At 60.3% G+C, this 17,798-nt stretch carries 17 protein-coding genes; 10 read left to right on the forward strand and 7 right to left on the reverse strand.

Annotation, left to right across the window (positions count from 1 at the left end; translation table 11 throughout):
- Positions 1-101: 101 nt before the first annotated feature.
- The 4 genes from RM533_RS10760 to RM533_RS10775 all read right to left on the reverse strand — a co-directional run bounded on the left by RM533_RS10760 (position 102) and on the right by RM533_RS10775 (position 4,676).
- Positions 102-419, reverse strand: a complete 318-nt coding sequence (locus RM533_RS10760; RefSeq protein WP_311341236.1) for an AtpZ/AtpI family protein — start codon at positions 417-419, stop codon at positions 102-104.
- A gap of 194 nt (positions 420-613) precedes the next feature.
- On the reverse strand, positions 614-1,009 hold the full coding sequence (locus RM533_RS10765) for a YdbL family probable chaperone protein (RefSeq protein ID WP_311341237.1): 396 nt from the start codon (positions 1,007-1,009) through the stop codon (positions 614-616).
- A gap of 2 nt (positions 1,010-1,011) precedes the next feature.
- Positions 1,012-1,317: a YnbE family lipoprotein gene (locus RM533_RS10770; RefSeq protein ID WP_311341238.1), complete on the reverse strand. Its 306-nt coding sequence runs from the start codon at positions 1,315-1,317 to the stop codon at positions 1,012-1,014.
- A complete protein-coding gene (locus RM533_RS10775) occupies positions 1,314-4,676 on the reverse strand; it encodes an intermembrane phospholipid transport protein YdbH family protein (protein ID WP_311341239.1) in 3,363 nt (1,120 codons plus the stop codon). Before RM533_RS10775 ends, RM533_RS10770 begins: the two co-directional genes overlap by 4 nt.
- A gap of 299 nt (positions 4,677-4,975) precedes the next feature.
- Between RM533_RS10775 and purB the strand changes: the two genes are divergently transcribed.
- The 9 genes from purB to RM533_RS10820 all read left to right on the forward strand — a co-directional run bounded on the left by purB (position 4,976) and on the right by RM533_RS10820 (position 12,867).
- Positions 4,976-6,286, forward strand: coding sequence for an adenylosuccinate lyase (purB, locus tag RM533_RS10780; protein ID WP_311341240.1), 1,311 nt, complete (start codon positions 4,976-4,978; stop codon positions 6,284-6,286).
- 84 nt (positions 6,287-6,370) lie between these two features.
- Entirely contained in the window at positions 6,371-6,676 is a 306-nt protein-coding gene (locus RM533_RS10785; RefSeq protein WP_311341241.1) for a DUF1049 domain-containing protein, read from the forward strand.
- Positions 6,673-7,347 (forward strand): orotidine-5'-phosphate decarboxylase, encoded by a 675-nt coding sequence (gene pyrF, locus RM533_RS10790; RefSeq protein WP_311341242.1) that lies wholly within the window; start codon positions 6,673-6,675, stop codon positions 7,345-7,347. The genes RM533_RS10785 and pyrF overlap by 4 nt, the downstream gene beginning before the upstream one ends.
- A 57-nt stretch (positions 7,348-7,404) precedes the next feature.
- Positions 7,405-7,902, forward strand: a complete 498-nt coding sequence (locus RM533_RS10795; protein ID WP_311341243.1) for a GNAT family N-acetyltransferase — start codon at positions 7,405-7,407, stop codon at positions 7,900-7,902.
- Positions 7,903-7,944: 42 nt separating this feature from the next.
- Entirely contained in the window at positions 7,945-8,586 is a 642-nt protein-coding gene (locus RM533_RS10800; protein WP_311341244.1) for a phosphoribosylanthranilate isomerase, read from the forward strand.
- A 72-nt stretch (positions 8,587-8,658) separates the two neighbouring features.
- Positions 8,659-9,894, forward strand: coding sequence for a tryptophan synthase subunit beta (trpB, locus tag RM533_RS10805; protein WP_311341245.1), 1,236 nt, complete (start codon positions 8,659-8,661; stop codon positions 9,892-9,894).
- Positions 9,891-10,682: a tryptophan synthase subunit alpha gene (gene trpA / locus RM533_RS10810; RefSeq protein ID WP_311341246.1), complete on the forward strand. Its 792-nt coding sequence runs from the start codon at positions 9,891-9,893 to the stop codon at positions 10,680-10,682. The genes trpB and trpA overlap by 4 nt, the downstream gene beginning before the upstream one ends.
- A complete protein-coding gene (accD, locus tag RM533_RS10815) occupies positions 10,679-11,527 on the forward strand; it encodes an acetyl-CoA carboxylase, carboxyltransferase subunit beta (RefSeq protein WP_311341247.1) in 849 nt (282 codons plus the stop codon). The genes trpA and accD overlap by 4 nt, the downstream gene beginning before the upstream one ends.
- A gap of 11 nt (positions 11,528-11,538) precedes the next feature.
- Positions 11,539-12,867 (forward strand): bifunctional folylpolyglutamate synthase/dihydrofolate synthase, encoded by a 1,329-nt coding sequence (locus RM533_RS10820; RefSeq protein ID WP_311341248.1) that lies wholly within the window; start codon positions 11,539-11,541, stop codon positions 12,865-12,867.
- A 25-nt stretch (positions 12,868-12,892) separates the two neighbouring features.
- On the opposite strand, the gene RM533_RS10825 is transcribed toward RM533_RS10820, so the two are convergent.
- The gene (locus RM533_RS10825; protein ID WP_311341249.1) at positions 12,893-14,344 is read right to left on the reverse strand and encodes a UdgX family uracil-DNA binding protein; all 1,452 of its coding nucleotides are present in this window, start codon (positions 14,342-14,344) and stop codon (positions 12,893-12,895) included.
- Entirely contained in the window at positions 14,341-15,588 is a 1,248-nt protein-coding gene (locus RM533_RS10830) for a putative DNA modification/repair radical SAM protein (RefSeq protein ID WP_311341250.1), read from the reverse strand. Before RM533_RS10830 ends, RM533_RS10825 begins: the two co-directional genes overlap by 4 nt.
- A 145-nt stretch (positions 15,589-15,733) precedes the next feature.
- Here RM533_RS10830 and RM533_RS10835 point away from each other — a divergent pair, with 145 nt between their 5' ends.
- Positions 15,734-16,213 carry a pyridoxamine 5'-phosphate oxidase family protein gene (locus RM533_RS10835; protein WP_311341251.1) on the forward strand — a complete coding sequence of 160 codons (480 nt, stop codon included), beginning with the start codon at positions 15,734-15,736 and terminating at the stop codon, positions 16,211-16,213.
- 59 nt (positions 16,214-16,272) lie between these two features.
- On the opposite strand, the gene RM533_RS10840 is transcribed toward RM533_RS10835, so the two are convergent.
- Complete coding sequence (locus tag RM533_RS10840) at positions 16,273-17,730, reverse strand: sodium-dependent transporter (protein ID WP_311341252.1); 1,458 nt, start codon at positions 17,728-17,730, stop codon at positions 16,273-16,275.
- Positions 17,731-17,798: the final 68 nt, after the last annotated feature.

A 17,798-nucleotide genomic window follows, 5' to 3' on the forward strand; every position in this document is an offset into this window, starting at 1 on the left:
TGCAACCGCCGTCTGCAAAGACCGCGATCAAACCTGTTCATGACCCTGCATCCGCAAGGCCGGCTTTACCAAACATGCCGATCCCGCCGCAAAACCTGCGGTCAGTCAGGCGGCCTGTTCGACATGCGAATAATGTTCCTGAAGGCCACAACTGTTCCCATGAACAGCATCACCAGCAGACCCCAAGGCGACGTGCCCGCAAACCAGTCGATTACCCAACCGATCAGCGCGCCACCGACAAGTCCCCCTAGCAGTTCCGCCAGCACCCGGTTGCCCATGCGGTAATTCGCATCGGCCCCGTGCGCCTGCGTCCGGTTACGTGCTTCTTCACGCTCTTTCGCAGCCTTGAGCCGCGTGTCGAGCGCATCGATGCGCGCATCCTCTTCAACAGGGTCGTGCCTGGACGGCTCTTCGCTCATGCCGAAAACTCCTTGTCGAAGGGCCGCACGGCAAGCACGAAGGGCAGCCCGTCGAGGGCGCCGCTCCTTTAGGAAACAGGTACGGTCAAGTCAACACACCTGCGTCTGGATCACCATGCCTTTCGCGTCTGCAGCAACAGATTGACAGCAGGAGCCCTGGCGACACAGGACCCGCAGCCACTTGCCCGACCTGCTTAACGCGCGGTCGGGCAGCGCGGATCGAGCACTGCAGGTCCCGAGCCGCGGGTTTGCCAACTGCCGTCCGGAGATTGATACTTTTCGCCCGGCGCTGTCCGCGCAATCAGCAGACATCCTTGCGTAAAGCCAAATTCCTCAATCGTGACCCCCGCTGCCCGCGCCCTGTCGGCGTAGCTTGCCTTGCGCCGGATGTTGATATCATCGACGACGGCACGCAAGGCTGCCGCAGGTGCGCCGGTAAAGCCAAGATAACCGTCGATTTTCTCGCCAACAGCGCCAGTGGCGCGTGCCGAAGCATAGGCTGGCTCACGCTGCATTGCGGATGCAGGTGCAGACGCGATCATCAGCCCTGCCAGGCTGCAAATCAGCACGGAACGAATCGCTAAAGTCATGATCAGAAAATCTCCGGATTGGCCTCAATGTTTTCCTCAGCCGCTGCAACAAGTCTGTAGAGTACTTCCTGCTTGATGTTGACGTTGAGCTCGATAACGATGGGCTCGGATGGTGCGTTGACTGTCACGCAACCCGCCTGCGCCATTGCTGCTGTCGCGCAGGAGAGCGCCAGCGCTGCGCGTCTTGCATAAACAATCCAAGGATCTGGCCGCGACCCAGCTGGATCAAGCCGATCTTCGCGCGCGCTTTGCCAGCCGCTCCTTCGATCTGTCTGCCGGTCGTGGATCATCAGCCTGTCTAGGCTCATAGCTTAATATCACTTTCCAAAGGCTGAATGGACGTCGGCGACTGCTGGACTGCCGACGCCGGATCGAATTGCCCGGGCAGCGACGGAAGATCCTGATCAGCGCCGCCTGTGTTTGCATCCAACAGCCCCAGTTCACGCGGATCACGGATTGCCGACGGATCGTAGAGCGATTTCAGGCTGCCGATCAATCGGTAAAACGGCGCCCGGACATTGACCACGAAGCGCAAAGGCAAGCGGGCGATCTTTCGGGTCAGGAAGTTTGTGCGCGCGCCTTCGCCCTGGGACACACCATCAAAGCGAACCTGCGTCACCACATCGCCGGCCAAGGCCCCGTTCATCACCACGCGCATGTCCTTGTACGCCAGCGATTTCAGTGCACCGAAGGCGAAATTGGCGATAGGGCTGAGATCGCGATAGGTAAGTTCGCCCACGTAGGCGACTGTTCCGCCAGGCGGGCGTGCCTGGAGAAGTCCTTCTTCGACCCATCCGCCGCTCTTGTCGAAGCGCAATGGAATGACGCCATCGAAAGTGCCCGTCGCAGTGATGTTGCCAAGCTCCATCCGCTCGAGAAAACGCGCCGCATCAATCCCTGTGATCACAAGCACGAAGCTGCGCTGTGCATCTTCGGCAAAACCGATGCTGGTGGGACGCATTTCCAGCGTGCCGCCCAGAAACGGCCAGGTGCCACCGGCAATCGCCAGCACCGGGCCAGGCAACACGGCAAGGCTCAACCGGCCATTTTCCACCGCGATACCCGGATTGATCTCGGCTACCGCCAGCCGCTGATCGGGTAGCGTCACAAGGCCAAGAAGGTCGGAGAACACCAGCGTTCCTGACAATCCCCTGACCGGCCCAAATGCAGCAGCAAAGTCCAGCCCTGCTGTCGATATCTGCCCACGCGATGATACGCCACTTTCGTTCCAGTCAATCCGCCCTTGCCCGCCAACAACGCCGCGGGCATTGGCCACTACGCCCAGGGCAAGCGGCGTCAGCGTAACCGGCTGCAGAGCATTGTCGAACCGGATCGCCTCGGCCAGCAGATCGGCACGACCTGCACCTGTCGCGAGGTCATGCACGATGTTCGCCTGCATGATCTCCCGTCCCGTAGCGGGCTCCTTGAGCGGCACGATTGCACTGATCCGCCCATCGCGCAGGGCGAGCCTTGCCGCGTCGGCCAGCACCGGATTGAAGCGCGCTGACAGCTGCCGATCGGTAATGCGGACCTGCGCATCGTCGACGATCAGCGCGTTATCCTGCCATGACCAGCGTCCACCGCCTTGGCCGATATTCAGCGGAACTGCCGGCAGGAAGAGGCTGGCATCGGCGAATTGCCCTTCAACTTGTCCTGCGATGCGCGCGTCCAGATTGCCGATGGCAAGCCTTGTGACAGAAGTTCCAGCGCCGATGGCAAACTGAATGTCCTGCGCGCTTGCCTCACCTGAACTGTCGAAGCGCACCGGGCCTGTTACCAGTTTCAGCGGGGTACCGCCCAACGTGCCGGTCAGATCCAGCGACGGTGTCACGGCGGCAAAAGAGAGCCCCCCTGCCCCTGCCAGCAGAATAGGGCGGCCGTCATCCGGGCAGATCCTGATCTGCTCACGCTCCAGAGACAAAGTGCCGATCCGAAGGCGCTGAAATGATGGCGTGATACAATCGGACCAGAGCCGCAGCCTCGCCAACGCGCCGCGCCTGTCATCGTAACTGCCCGCAAGCGGCAGGCGCAGCCCCTCCACCACGCCACCTGGCACGCGCCCGCTGGCCAGGACACTCCCATTGAGGCTGATCCCACCATTGGTGCCCTGCCGCAGCGACAGCATCGGAACCGCCAATTTCGCGCTCCCAGCTGCATATTCCGCCATTTTCAAAGTCATCAGCGAAGCCTGCTGTCCACCATTTTCCATGCGGCCAACGATCCTTGGCAGACCGGGACCGCCAGTGGTGAAGTTCGCCGCAAACCGGGATGGTTCAGCCCCGCCGAGCGCAATCTGCGTACGTGAAACCGTGAGCAGTTCATCACCGCTGTTGCCTCTCCAGCCGGCGCGGGGCAGGACCATGGAAAAGCGGGACCCATCCCGTCGCACGAGAATATTGCCGAAGAGGGTGCTGTTGCGCGTTTGAACGGCAAGCGCGCGGCTCATCTGGTCCAGCAATGGCGCCGCGAGCGTTCCTTCGACCTGACGACGCAGCTTCGCCACAGCGCCCGCTGCCCCTGTTGCAAATTGCGGCTCACTGGCAAGAAAACTGCCGTCGAACTGGACGTTCTGAAAACCTGTGCCTGCCCGTGCAGCGCCTTCCAGGGTAATTGCCTTGAAAGACATTCCGGCAATCTGCGTCCTGCTGGAACTCAGATCCAGCTCGAGAGCCACGACATTGTCGCGAATGCTGAATGCCAGGTCGCCTTCGATGGCCGCAGCGCTGTTGCCAGCTATCCGGATGCGGCCGGTATCGACACCGCCCGCAACCCGGATGACGTCAAGGCCCTGCTCACCTGTTGCGTCAGCCGCAAAATTGATGTTGCGCGCACTGATCCCGTTTTCACAAGCAAGCGAGCCAAGCCGGATTGGTCCGGCAAAGCGGGGTCGTTCATCATGTATGGATAGTTCACCGTACATGCTGACACCGGCAGCGGTACATGGCGCAATTGCAAGGTCAGGAGCGGTGACACCCACCCGCCCTGCAAATCCGTCGCGCAGATTTCCACTTCCCACCAGTTTTGCTGCCACGGCTCCATAGCGGGAGCGCACCAACGCTCGGCCATCCTCGATGACGAGATCAAGATCGGGCAGGCGAGAAGGTGCGTCGCTGGTCTTATCGTAGATGATGCGGTCCAATGTGCCAAAGCTGATCCTGTCGCCGGCAAGCTTGCCGTAAAGGCGCGGCCGTATCAGACGCAGTTCGGCAATTTGCGGGGCGCCGAAAGTGTAACGCACAGTAAGGATAGCGCGGCTTACGGTAAGATCCGGGCGGGCGGGATCGCCAATGACGATGTCGCGAATGACCTGCCGGTCGGCTGCAAAGCTTTCGATCTCGTATTGCGCGGGCAGTTCAAGATCCGTCAATGCATCGTCGATAAGATCTCGTGCTAGACGTTCGCGCGCCAGCCATACGGTCGCAAGCCCGGCAACGCACAGGATCAGCACGACGCCCAGCATGCGGCTGAACAAGGTCTTTCGTGAGAGGCGTCCGGAAGGTGGTGACGCAGTCATGCTGGCCCGTTCGCCAAACTGGTCCCCGCCGCCTGCCTGGTTCACGTCGCCTGCCTGGTTCACGTCGCCTGCCTGGTTCACGTCGTCCGTCCGGTTCACCTTGCCTGTCTGCTCCCGGTCAGCCGTCAGGTCCCTGTCGCCCGTGCGGCTCACCTTGCAGGTCTGCTCGTGTTGCCGAACTGGTCCATTGGCATCCTTGTCCCCGCCCTACCGCGGTGAAGGCCGCTCCATGCCGATGAAGCCTGCGCCCGGCAACAGGCAAAGGCAATCGACGAGTTCGCACCTGCTTGCATTTTTCACCGGCAACAGGCGTGCGTCAGACAGGCCAGCGATACACCAGGGGTGCTGGCGCAGGTTTGCATCAGCAAAGGCTGCTGCCTCCTGCTCTTGCCAAACCCGCGCCTCCGCCCTAGCCGCGCTGGCAGCTTTCCAACCCCATTCGGAGTTTGCGCATGGTTCCTCGTTACGCCCGCCCTGCCATGACCAGCATCTGGGAGCCAGAGGCGCGCTACCGCATCTGGTTTGAAATCGAGGCGCATGCCACGCAGAAACTGGGCGAGCTGGGCGTGGTGCCGCAAAGCGCGGCCAAAGCCCTTTGGGACTGGTGGGCGACCGAACCTGTCATCGACGTAGAGGCGATTGACGCAATCGAGGCGGTCACCAGGCACGACGTGATCGCCTTTCTGACATGGGTGGCAGAACAGGTGGGCGACGAGGCGCGCTTCATGCACCAAGGCATGACCAGTTCCGACGTTCTGGATACCACCTTGAGCGTGCAGCTTGCCCGCGCGGCCGACCTGCTGCTGGAGGATCTCGACGCACTGCTCGCCGTTATCCGTCGCCGGGCAGAGGAGCACAAATATACGCCCACGATCGGGCGCAGTCACGGTATTCACGCCGAGCCTGTGACTTTCGGACTGAAGCTTGCATCTGCCTATGCGGAGTTTGACCGGTGCCGCAAGCGGTTGGAGCTTGCCCACGAGGAAATTGCTACTTGCGCTGTTTCAGGAGCAGTCGGCACTTTTGCCAATATCGATCCGCAAGTCGAAGCCTATGTCGCAGCCAAGCTCGGCCTGCGTGTCGAACCTGTCTCGACGCAGGTCATTCCGCGGGACCGGCACGCCATGTTCTTTTCCGTTCTTGGCGTGATCGCCAGCTGCGTGGAACGGCTTGCCATCGAGGTGCGCCATCTCCAACGCACCGAGGTGCTGGAGGCGGAGGAATATTTCTCTCCCGGCCAGAAAGGCTCGTCTGCAATGCCGCACAAGCGCAACCCGGTCCTGACCGAAAACCTCACCGGGCTGGCGCGCATGGTCCGTTCGGCTGTGATGCCGGCGATGGAAAACGTCGCCTTGTGGCACGAACGCGACATTTCGCACAGTTCGGTTGAGCGGTTCATCGGACCGGATGCGACGATCACGCTCGATTTCGCACTTGCCCGGCTGACAGGGGTGATCGACAAGCTGCTTGTCTATCCCGACCGCATGCAGAAAAATCTCGATCGCATGGGTGGGCTGGTCCATTCGCAACGGGTTCTGCTTGCGCTTACCCAGGCGGGTGTCAGCCGCGAGAATGCCTACCGGCTGGTGCAGCGCAATGCCATGAAGGTGTGGGATTCGGACGGCTCGCTTTCCCTGCGCGACCTGCTGCTGGCCGATGAAGATGTTCGTGCCGCCCTCTCGTCAGAACAGATCGAGGAAAAGTTCGACCTTGATTACCACTTTGCCCAGATCGAAGGGATCTTCGAGCGGGTATTTCGCTGAACCATGCTTTGTTGCCGGCACTGCTGGCGAAGCGGCTGGTTCCGGTCTAGGCTGCTGCCAACCGGCAGTTTTTGACGAGGGGAAATGATGCAGGTCCTGCGCACGATCATCTGGGTGCTGCTGGTGGCTGCACTGGCGTTTTTCGCGGCATTCAACTGGGTTCCGGTCGATGTGGCGATTTGGGATAACCTGGTTCTGGAAACCAAGCTTCCGGTCGTCATGCTGGTGGCATTTCTGATCGGGCTTGCGCCGATGTGGATGTATCACCGCACTGCCAGATGGCGCTTGCACAGGCGGATCGGTGCGCTTGAGGCATCCAACCAGTCGCTGTTGACAAACAGCCTGACCGATCAGCCGCCGATGACTGCCGGCCCGGATAATCTGGCATGAGCAGTCCTGTCTTTCTTGCACTCGACCTGCCGCGGCTCGATGCGGCCAAGGACCTGGCCACTCTCGTCAAGGGGCATGTGGGCGGGCTGAAACTGGGGCTGGAGTTTTTCTGCGCGCATGGACACCATGGCGTCCACGAACTCGCGCAGCTTGGCTTGCCCATCTTTCTCGACCTGAAACTGCACGACATCCCCAATACAGTTGCGGGAGCCATTCAGGCGATCAATGTCCTGCAGCCAGCGATCGTCACCGTGCACGCCAGCGGCGGCCGTGCGATGATGGAAGATGCCAAGGCAGCAGCGACGGGCAAGACAAAGATCATCGCCGTCACCATGCTCACCAGCCTCGATGACACAGATCTTGCCCGCACCGGAGTAGCGGGCAGCGCGCATGATCAGGTCATGCGGCTTGCTGAACTGGCTCAGACAGCCGGAATAGACGGCATCGTATGCTCCGGACAGGAAGTTGGCCACATCCATCGGCAATGGAAGACCGGTCTGCTGGTCGTGCCCGGGCTAAGGCTGCCGTCAGGCGCTCAGGGTGATCAAAAGCGGACCGTGACGCCTCGCCAGGCGCGTGATGCTGGCGCCAGCGTTCTGGTGATAGGGCGGCCTATTTCCCGCGCGGCGGACCCGCTTGCCGCTGCGCGGGCCATCGAAGCGACGCTGTAATTCGCTCATGTCCCGCACCATACCGGTATGAATGGCCAATCTGCCTCCGCAAAACTGGTGATCATTCAGGCCGGGCCACAGGATGCAGCACCGCTCAAGAAGCTTGTCGAGAGCGCATATCGTGGCGATCTGGCGCGGGCTGGCTGGACCCATGAGGCGGATCTTGTGCAACAGGAGCGGATAACGCATGCCGAACTTGCCGAACTGCTGCACAGTCCGGCGGCACATGTGCTGATCGCATGGCGCGGCGGCGTTATTTGCGGGTGTGTGGCCGTCACGCAGGGGGAAGCCGGCGCTGTGAGCATCGGGATGCTGTGCACCGACCCGCAGCTTCAGGCCAGCGGCATTGGTTCGGCCCTGCTTGCGGCGGCAGAGGAATGCGCGGTCCGACAGGGGGCACGGATTGCCCGCATGTGCGTCATCGACGTTCGAGAAAGCCTTATCGCATGGTACCTGCGCAAGGGCTATGCCGACACAGGCAGGCGTATCCCCTTTCCCCAGATGCAAACTCCGCCCCTGCAATTTGCCGTGCTCGCCAGAATTCTTGACCGCTGAGCTGCACTTTACCAAACCAGGCGGGACGCATATCGCGCGCAGATGGCTGACGTGCGAATCAAGATTTGCGGCATCAATGCGCATGACGCGATGCAGTGCGCGATTGCGGCGCGTGCCGATTTTGCAGGGCTGGTGTTCTTCGGCCCGTCGCCGCGCAATGTGACCCTGGCGCAGGCTGCGGCGCTTGCAGAGCTGTCCGGCGCATCGATCGGCCGGGTTGGCCTGTTTGTCGATGCCGATGATAGCACGATCATTGCAGCAGTGGACGCGGCAAGGCTGGATGCTGTCCAGTTCCACGGGAGCGAGACGCCCGAGCGGATCGGGCAATTGCGCGCGAGGCTGGGCCTGCCGGTCTGGAAAGCCATAGCAGTGCGAACTGCCGATGATATCGCCGCCTCGCGCAAATACGCCGGTGCGGCGGATCTTGTGCTGTTCGATGCAAAAACCCCGGCCGGATCGCTGCCGGGCGGTATGGGACTTGCCTTTGACTGGTCGCTGCTGCGTTCCTATCGCGGGGCAATGCCCTGGGGGCTGGCAGGCGGTCTGCGGCCCGGCAATGTGCAGGAGGCCCTCAAGATTACCGATGCACCGCTGGTGGATGTGTCTTCGGGAGTGGAAAGCGCGCCGGGTATCAAAGATCTTGCTGGTATTGCAGCCTTTGCAAAGGCAGTGCGCGCCGCGTGATGCGCCGGCAGATTTGCCGCACGACAGCATCGCCATCTGGACTTAGGAGCGTGGCTCTGCCAATCGCAGACCATGGACAACACCATAACGAACAGCTTTCGCAATCAGCCTGACGAGAGCGGCCATTTCGGGCAATTTGGCGGCCGTTATGTCGCCGAGACATTGATGCCGTTGATCCTTGAGCTTGATCGCGAATACCGGGCAGCGAAGATCGACCCGGCGTTCGACGCCCAGTTCCAGGATCTGCTCGCCCATTACGTAGGCCGCCCCAGCCCGCTCTATTTCGCAGAACGGCTCACCGAAGAGCTGCGCAAGGATGCCCCGTCCGGGAACGGGGCGCAGGTCTGGTTCAAGCGCGACGAACTGAACCACACCGGCGCACACAAGATCAACAATTGCGTGGGCCAGATCCTGCTGGCTTTGCGAATGGGGAAGACGCGCATCATTGCCGAAACTGGCGCCGGGCAGCACGGGGTCGCCACCGCAACTGTCGCCGCGCGCTTTGGTCTGCCTTGCGTGATCTACATGGGCGAAAAGGACGTGGAGCGTCAGCAGCCCAACGTGTTCAGGATGCGGCTGCTCGGTGCGCAGGTGGTGCCGGTGAGATCGGGCGCGGGAACCTTGAAGGATGCGATGAACGATGCCTTGCGCGACTGGGTCGCCAATGTGCATGACACGTTCTACATCATCGGAACGGCGGCGGGTCCGCATCCCTACCCCGAAATGGTGCGCGATTTTCAAAGCGTGATTGGAACAGAAGCACGCGCGCAGATGCTGGATCGCACTGGCCGGTTGCCCGACCTGCTGGTCGCTGCCATCGGTGGCGGATCAAATGCCATTGGTCTGTTTCACCCGTTCCTTGACGACAAGGACGTGAAGATGCTTGGCGTCGAAGCGGCAGGATACGGGCTGGACAAGCTGCATGCAGCTTCGCTGGCCGGCGGATCACCGGGCGTATTGCACGGTAACAGGACGTACCTGCTGCAGGATGATGACGGGCAGATCCTTGAAGGCCATTCGATCAGCGCCGGGCTCGATTATCCCGGCATAGGCCCCGAACATAGCTGGCTGAAGGAAAGCGGCCGGGTCGAATACAGCCACGCAACGGATCAGGACGCGCTTGATGCGTTCCAATTGCTGTGCCGTACCGAAGGCATCATTCCCGCGCTCGAACCCAGCCATGCCATTGCCGCGGTGGTGAACCGCGCCCGCGAAATGCCCGCAGACGGTATCGTGCTTGCCAATCTGTGCGGTCGCGGCGACAAGGATATCTTCACCGTCGCGCAAGCGCTTGGGGTTGAGCTTTGACACGTCTGGCCGAGGCGTTCGGCAAGGGGCGGCCGGTACTCATCTGTTTTCTGACCGCAGGCTATGGCGACACTGCGGCCAATCTCGATGCGGTGGTCGCCGGTGGCGCGGACATCGTCGAGTTGGGCATGCCGTTCACCGACCCCATGGCGGACGGACCGGTGATCGAAACTGCCAATCGGCATGCGCTGGCTAACGGGATTACCACAGCCGGCATCTTTGCCATGGCAGCCTCCTTTCGCAAGCGGCATCCGGGCGTTCCCCTGGTACTTATGGGTTATGCAAACCCCATGTTGCGCCGAGGGGCGGAGTGGTTTGCCAGCCAGGCCGCGCAGGCTGGTGTCGATGGTGTCATCTGTGTGGATGTTCCCCCTGAAGAGGATGAAGCGCTCGGTCCGGCGCTGCGCGAGGCCGGTGTGGCTCCCATCCGGCTGGCAACGCCGACCACCGACGACAAGCGCCTGTCAGTCGTCCTGTGCGGTGCAGAAGGGTTCTTGTACTACGTTTCTGTCGCTGGCGTGACAGGCAGGGAGCAGGCACAAGCCACCGCGATAGACGAAGCGGTGGAGCGCCTCAAGAAATCAACTGACCTGCCCGTCGCGGTCGGCTTCGGCGTGCGCACACCGGAACAGGCGGCCATGATCGCCCGGATTGCCGACGGGGTCATCGTGGGATCGGCACTTGTGGAGCTTATTGCACGCGATGAAGCGGGTGCACCTGCGGAAATCCGCCGTTTGGCAGGTGCCTTGGCAGATGCCGTGCATTCGGCACGAGAGGATCTTGCATGAGCTGGCTTACCGAAGTTCGCAATCGCCTGCCCTTTGCCGCCCGGCGCGATTCGCCTGATAATCTGTGGCGCAAATGTCCCGAATGCCACGAAATGCTGTTTGTAAAAGAATATGAGGACAATCTGTTCGTCTGCCCAAGGTGCGATCACCACGGCCGGATCGGATCGGACATAAGGTTCTCGCAAATTCTCGATGAGGGGTTCAGGGTGCTGCCCTCGCCTGCGGTCAAGGAAGACCCGCTGCGATTTCGAGACAGCAAGCGTTATTCCGACCGCCTCAAGGCCGCCCGGAGCGCCAATGCACATCCCGACGCGCTGACTAATGCCAGCGGGGCCATTGATGGTCACCGCGTGGTGCTGGGAGTGCAGGATTTCGGCTTCATGGGTGGGTCGATGGGCATGGCGGTTGGCGCCGCTTTCCTCGCCGGGGTCGATCAGGCGATCGCAGACCATTGCCCTTACGTCATCTTTACCGCAGCAGGGGGCGCGCGTATGCAGGAAGGCATTCTGTCGCTCATGCAGATGCCCCGCACTACGGGCGCAATTCAGCGGTTGAAAGCTGCCGGATTGCCCTACCTGGTTGTGCTCACCGACCCGACAACCGGCGGCGTGACGGCAAGCTATGCCATGCTGGGTGACGTGCAGATCGCCGAACCAGGCGCGCTGATCGGTTTTGCCGGGCAACGCGTGATACAGGACACCATCCGGGAAAAGCTGCCCGAAGGCTTCCAGCGCGCTGAATATCTGCTCGAACACGGCATGATTGATATGGTTGTTCCGCGCGATCAGTTGAAGGAACGCTTGGCTACTATCATTGGCTATCTGTTGCCGGCAACACGGGCATAGATCTGCGCCCGATGCGCGACCTTGCCCGATCCGACGATGCGCGTGTTCAGGCACAACTGGACAGATTGGCAGGGCTGAGCGTGCCACAAGGCCGCTTGAGCCTGGCGCCAATCCGTGCATTGCTTGACCGGCTCGGCAATCCGCAGCGTGACCTGCCGCCGGTGTTTCACGTTGCCGGTACCAACGGCAAGGGTTCGACCTGCGCATTTCTGCGGGCCATCATCGAAGCCGATGACAAGACGGTCCATCAGTTTACCAGCCCTCATCTTGTCCGCTACAATGAGCGTATCCGCCTTGCCGGGTGCCTCATTGAAGATGATCTGCTTGCCGCCCTGCTTGAAGAAGTGCTCGACCGGTGCGGCGACATTCCTGCCAGCTTTTTCGAGGTCACCACTGCGACTGCTTTTCTCGCCTTTGCCCGCAGCCCCGCTGATGCCACCATTGTAGAGGTAGGGCTTGGCGGACGGTTCGATGCAACCAACGTGCTGGAACATCCCGCCTGCTGCGGCATCGCGGCGCTGGGGCTCGATCATGAAGCGTTTCTGCTTGTGCCGGAACCCGGTACCCCGCAACTGCCGATCGCCCGCATCGCCTTTGAAAAAGCCGGAATCATCAAGCCGGGCGTGCCGATCGTCACCGTCGCACACGATCGCGCCGAGGCAGTTCGGCAGATCGAGCACGCCTCTGCGTTGGCGGGTGCGCCGCTGCACGTGCAGGGAGCAGACTGGACGATAGCGGGCGCCACTCCGGTTGAATACGCTGATCGGCATGGGCAACTGACCCTGCCTCCGCCTGCCCTGCCGGGATCGCACCAGCTTGCGAACGCCGGTCTGGCCATTGCCATGCTGCGACACCAGGATTTTCTCACCGTCTCGCCGTCCGCCTTTGCCCAAGGATTGCGCAATGTTTCTTGGCCGGCGCGGCTGCAATGGCTGGCCCAGGGTCCATTGACGCAGCGCGCCGGGCCATTGCAGATCCTGCTGGATGGCGGACATAATCCCGCTGCGGCGGCAGCCTTGGCAAATTACCTCGCAACCATCAAAGTTCCTGTCCATGCAATCATCGGCATGTTGTCGAGCAAGGACGCTGTCGGGTTCATCACGACCATCGCATCGCATCTGTCCAGCCTGACCGCAGTGCCGATATCAGGTCATGATCATCATGTGCCACAAGATTTGTGCACCATTGCAGCGGAGCTTGCCTGCGAAGTGCAGGATGATATCCACAGCGCAATCGACAGCATTGCCGCACGTGCCGCTGCGAACGATGTGATCCTTGTCTGCGGTTCGCTTTACCTGGCAGGAGAAGTTCTGCATGCCAATCGCCAGTTGCCGAGCTGATCGCGCGTCGCTGGCAGAATACTTGCTAGGCCTGCGTTAACTCCTTTAACCTTCTGGCAACATTTGCAAGATCCGCTGCGAACAGATGCGTCTGCTTTTCCTTTGCCTCTCCGTCAAGGCGCAACAGATAGGATGGATGCGCGGTAATCCACAGCTCGCTGTTATCTTCCAAACGAAGCGGAGTGCCACGCGCCTTCGATATGCTGATTGTCTTGCCCAACATCCCACGCGCCGCGCTGGCGCCCAGCGCAAGCACCAACTTGGGCTGCACAATGGCGCGTTCGCTCTCCACCCACCAGCGACAGATATCAATCTCCTTTGCAGTGGGTGACTGATGCAGCCTGCGCTTGCCCCGATGCACAAACTTGAAATGCTTTACAGTGTTGGTGAGATAAGCAGCCTTGCGGTCTATGCCCGCGTCCCGAAGATGCAGATCGAGTAGCTGACCGGCTGGCCCGACAAATGGTCGCCCCTGCAAATCCTCGTTGTCGCCGGGCTGTTCACCGATAATCATGAGGGCCGCATTGCGCGGGCCCTCACCCATCACAGCAGTATTGTCCAACTCGCCGATCGGACAACGGGTGCAGGCGTTAAGAGCTTTTTCAATAGCAGCGAGCGTGTCTGGCCGCTCACCCATTTCCAGAGTTCCTGCCTTCACCATTGCTGCCTCCCTTGCCTGAGCCCCTGCGACCAGCGCTGGGATAAGTTGGGCCTCGGGCATGTTCTTCCAGTACTTTTTGGGCATTTCCTTCAACATGGCGCCCACTTTCAACCGTGCCGGATTGAAAATGGAAGCGTAATAGCCACGCCACAAAGCTTCCGCAGGATCGTCAGCGGGCGCGTCCGTACGATCTGCCGCAGGCCCTTCGCGAAGGATTTCGCCATCCCAATGCAGAGATCCGCCTGGAGTCAGGATCGACCATTGCATATTGGCAAACCGATCAACAAAGAAGCCGGCGTTGTGCCGCAGGATGTGATGAAAGGGTTCGAACCAGGCAATGTAATGTTCTGCGCCATCCTCAGTCTCGGTCATGCGAAAGCGCAGAAAGGCGCGCATCTTGTGCACGTCACGACGCACGGCACGCAGGTGACTGGCAAAGAGGCGGACATCGGCGTCCGCTGCGTCGTCAAGCAGATGCGGCTGTGACTGCAGTCTCCAGAGTAGCCGATACAGAAGAGAAAACCGTTCCGGGTCAGAGTGCAAAATCGCAATCTTTGCAAAGACGATGAACTGTCTTGGCACGCGCGGTGGTGGCGACTCACTTGTTGCGGCAGGTACGGTGACAGGCGTTACCGGCTCGGCAGATGCAAACAGATCGCCTGACCCTGTTCCTGCTTCTGTCCAGATAATCCGGTCAGGAGGAATGTTCTGGAGCAGCAGATTGCGAGCTTGGTCGCGCCAGGCATCAAAGTCATCCGGCGCCGGCATCGTGACCAGATGGGTGCGCTCCAGATCGACAGCACCCGTTTTCGTCATGACGCAAAAAGCTCGAGCTGATTGTGGACCGGCGGGGCCACCAGCGCCTTGAGATCAGCACGATCGGTGAGCAGCACCGGACGCCAGTCAGCCGTAACGATGAACGGCCGCACCTTGACCGCCGACACTGTCAGGCGGGCAATGTCCTCGAGGCGCAGCAGGCGATAACGACGAATTGACAGGATTTGCGCCACCGCCCGCGTCCCGAGACCCGGTACGCGCAGCAAGAATTCACGTGAGGCACGGTTTACATCCACTGGGAAATATTCACGAAATTTTAAAGCCCAGGCAAGTTTCGGATCGATGTCAAGCGGCAGCATGCCGTCTGCTCCCGCCGCTGCGCCCACCTCATGGGAAGAAAACCCGTAAAAACGCATCAGCCAGTCAGATTGATACAGGCGATGCTCACGGATGAGCGGCGGTCGCTTGAGCGGCAGCACGGCGCTGGCATCGGGAATAGGGCTGAACGCAGAATAATAAACCCGCCGCAAAGCATGGCGCTCGTAAAGCGAACTTGCCCGGCTCACGATGTCGGCATCACTGGCGGCATCCGCTCCCACAATCATCTGTGTCGATTGGCCGGCCGGCGCAAACCTCGGCGCGTGACGGAACCGTTTACGCGCGTCTTTTGCCTCCACAATATCGCCGCCCATGCGGCCCATCGCGCCGTCGATCTGCCCCGCGTCCTTGTCGGGCGCAAGTCTGTTCAGCCCCGCTACGGTCGGCAGTTCCACGTTTATCGACACCCGATCCGCATACAGCCCTGCGCGATGTGTGATCTCCGGATCGGCTTCAGGAATGGTTTTGAGGTGAATATATCCCCTGAAATCATGCTCCTCACGCAGGATACGCGCACATTCGACCAACTGCTCCATTGTATGGTCGGACGATTTGACGATGCCGGAGGAAAGGAACAGACCTTCGATGTAATTGCGCTTGTAGAAGCTGATCGTAAGATCGGCTACTTCCTGCGGCGTAAACCGCGCCCGTTCAACATTCGAACTCTTGCGGTTGATGCAATAATGACAATCGAAAATGCAGTGATTGGTCATTAGGACCTTGAGCAGAGATATGCACCGGCCATCAGGCGCATAGGCGTGGCAAATGCCCATGCCCTCTGTCGATCCGACCCCTTTGCCATTTTTGCTGCTGCGTTTCGACGTGCCGGAGGAAGCGCAGGACGCGTCGTATTTTGCCGCATCCGCAAGGATCTTCAGGCGGTCGAGAATTGACTTCCGGGTCATGGAGTCTCCAGATGTTCCCTGCTTGTTCTGCGCAGCTTTCGCTAAGGCTGTCAATATGGAGCGGGTTTATCCAATTGTAATGGTCCTACCGGAACCTTGGGCAGGACTGGTCCGTTCCATGTAAAACAGCGAAAGGACCACGTTTATGTACGATCAAGGTAATGCCGAAGAACTCCGCCACGCATTTTGGAAAGATCTTGCCGATTCTCCTTTTGTAATGCTCCAGCTCGATGATGATCCCGATACGGCCGCACCCATGACAGCGCAGCTCGACAAGGACGCGAACAGCGCGATCTGGTTCTTTACGTACAAGGACAATCGGTTTGCGGAAAAGGGCGCTGCGACGGCCACTTTTGCATCCAAGGGACATGATCTTTTCGCCCGCTTCCACGGTCGGCTGGTCGAGGAGACCAGCCGTGAACGTCTGGAAAAAGAGTGGAGCAATACGGTCGAGGCCTGGTTTCCCAATGGCAGGAATGATCCCAAGCTGCTGATGCTGCGCATGGATCTTGGCGAGGCTTCGATCTGGTCCGGCAAGCTTGGCCCGTTCACGACGGCCAAGATGCTGCTTGGGATGGACATTACCGATGATGTAAAGGGCGGCAAGGCTGACACCAGCCTGTAAACCGTCAAGCAAAGCCTGGGACGGGGCTGCCTGGAATGGCAGCCCCGTCTTGCTTCAGCCTAACCCCCGATGAGCGAAGGGAATATTCCGACCAGCAGGATCGCGGTAAGCGCAAGCGGACAGACCCAGCGGACCAGCACCCGATAAAAACGGTACAGCCCGCCTGTCAGACCCGCTTCGGCATCCACAATCCGCGGTGCCGCGATCCAGCCGACGAACACAGCTGTCAGAATAGCCGCAATCGGCATCAGTAGCTTGCTGGTCAAGGTGTCGAGAAGATCGAACCAGCCCTGCTCAGAGAACAACGGCAAGAACGTCAGCGGATAAGATCCCGCCAACGTGTTGAACGACAGCGCTGACAGAACGCCAAGCAACAGTGCCCCTGCCGCGAGCATGACAGAAGCGATTGTGCGTCGCAGGCCAAACCGCTCCATGAGCCACGCCGTGGGCACTTCCAGCAGCGCGACCGAGCTTGTGAGTGCGGCAAACCCGACCATGATGAAGAACAAGAACCCCACCAGCGAGCCGGCTGGCATGGTTTGAAATGCCAGCGGCAGAGATTGGAACATCAAGGTCGGACCGGCCTCTGGTGCCAACCCGGCAGTGAATACAATCGGAAAAATGCAGAGGCCAGCAAGCAGCGCTACCCCGGTGTCGGCGCTGGCAATGATCGTCGATGTGCCGGCAAGGTTTACGTCCTTGCTCACATAGGAGCCATAGGTGATCATCCCTGCCATGCCCAGAGACAGCGAGAAAAATGCCTGACCGAGCGCCGCGAGCATGACCGGTCCCGTCAGTTTCGACGGTTCAAAGGTAAACAGATAAGCCAGCGCTTCGATGAACGCGCCCGTGACGGCGCCATAAATCGTGATCGCGACGATCAGCACGAAAAAGGCAGGCATGATCCACGTGGCGACAAACTCGATACCCTTGGAAACTCCGCGCGCCACAAAGAACAGCGTTGCACCAAGGAACAGGGCATCGAGCGCGACCATCAGGAGACCATTGCCGAACAGTTCCGGCAGCAGCGTTTCAATCGTGGCGGGGCCGCGCCCTTGGAATGCACCACCTGCAACGCCGGTATGGACAAGATCGGCCGCAAAGATGCCGATGTAATACAGCACCCAACCGCCGACGACGCAGTAAAAGGACAGGACCAGAAAGGAGCTGACCACGCCAATAAGACCGACGATCTGCCAATTGCCGGATGCACTGGAATCACGCGCCATGCGCAACACGCTGTATGGTCCCGATGCCTGCCCATGCCGGCCGATCAGCGTTTCGGAAAGAAGGACAGGAAGCCCGATCAATATGACGCATACAATATAGAACAGGACGAAAGCGCCCCCGCCATTGGCACCTGCCTCTGCCGGAAAACGCCACATGTTGCCCAGACCAACGGCCGATCCGATCGCAGCAAGTATGAACGCGCTGCGGGATGACCATCCCTCGTGAGATCCCTCCTCGGGCCCTTCATGCGACCTCTCGTGCGGCTTTGCATCTGTGGCTGTTGCCATGCGCCTGATCCTGCTCCCATTCGTCGTGTTTATATCAAGAACCACTGCCGCAGTGCACTGGCCTCATG

The sequence above is a fragment of the Croceicoccus esteveae genome, assembly GCF_031846435.1.
GTDB lineage: Bacteria > Pseudomonadota > Alphaproteobacteria > Sphingomonadales > Sphingomonadaceae > Croceicoccus > Croceicoccus esteveae.

Coding starts and splice junctions, on each gene's coding strand:
- RM533_RS10760 (WP_311341236.1), bottom strand. CDS start 419: ATGAGCGAAGAGCCGTCCAGGCACGACCCTGTTGAAGAGGATGCGCGC.
- RM533_RS10765 (WP_311341237.1), bottom strand. CDS start 1,009: ATGACTTTAGCGATTCGTTCCGTGCTGATTTGCAGCCTGGCAGGGCTG.
- RM533_RS10770 (WP_311341238.1), bottom strand. CDS start 1,317: ATGAGCCTAGACAGGCTGATGATCCACGACCGGCAGACAGATCGAAGG.
- purB (WP_311341240.1), top strand. CDS start 4,976: ATGGTTCCTCGTTACGCCCGCCCTGCCATGACCAGCATCTGGGAGCCA.
- RM533_RS10785 (WP_311341241.1), top strand. CDS start 6,371: ATGATGCAGGTCCTGCGCACGATCATCTGGGTGCTGCTGGTGGCTGCA.
- pyrF (WP_311341242.1), top strand. CDS start 6,673: ATGAGCAGTCCTGTCTTTCTTGCACTCGACCTGCCGCGGCTCGATGCG.
- RM533_RS10800 (WP_311341244.1), top strand. CDS start 7,945: ATGGCTGACGTGCGAATCAAGATTTGCGGCATCAATGCGCATGACGCG.
- trpB (WP_311341245.1), top strand. CDS start 8,659: ATGGACAACACCATAACGAACAGCTTTCGCAATCAGCCTGACGAGAGC.
- accD (WP_311341247.1), top strand. CDS start 10,679: ATGAGCTGGCTTACCGAAGTTCGCAATCGCCTGCCCTTTGCCGCCCGG.
- RM533_RS10820 (WP_311341248.1), top strand. CDS start 11,539: ATGCGCGACCTTGCCCGATCCGACGATGCGCGTGTTCAGGCACAACTG.
- RM533_RS10825 (WP_311341249.1), bottom strand. CDS start 14,344: ATGACGAAAACGGGTGCTGTCGATCTGGAGCGCACCCATCTGGTCACG.
- RM533_RS10830 (WP_311341250.1), bottom strand. CDS start 15,588: ATGACCCGGAAGTCAATTCTCGACCGCCTGAAGATCCTTGCGGATGCG.
- RM533_RS10835 (WP_311341251.1), top strand. CDS start 15,734: ATGTACGATCAAGGTAATGCCGAAGAACTCCGCCACGCATTTTGGAAA.
- RM533_RS10840 (WP_311341252.1), bottom strand. CDS start 17,730: ATGGCAACAGCCACAGATGCAAAGCCGCACGAGAGGTCGCATGAAGGG.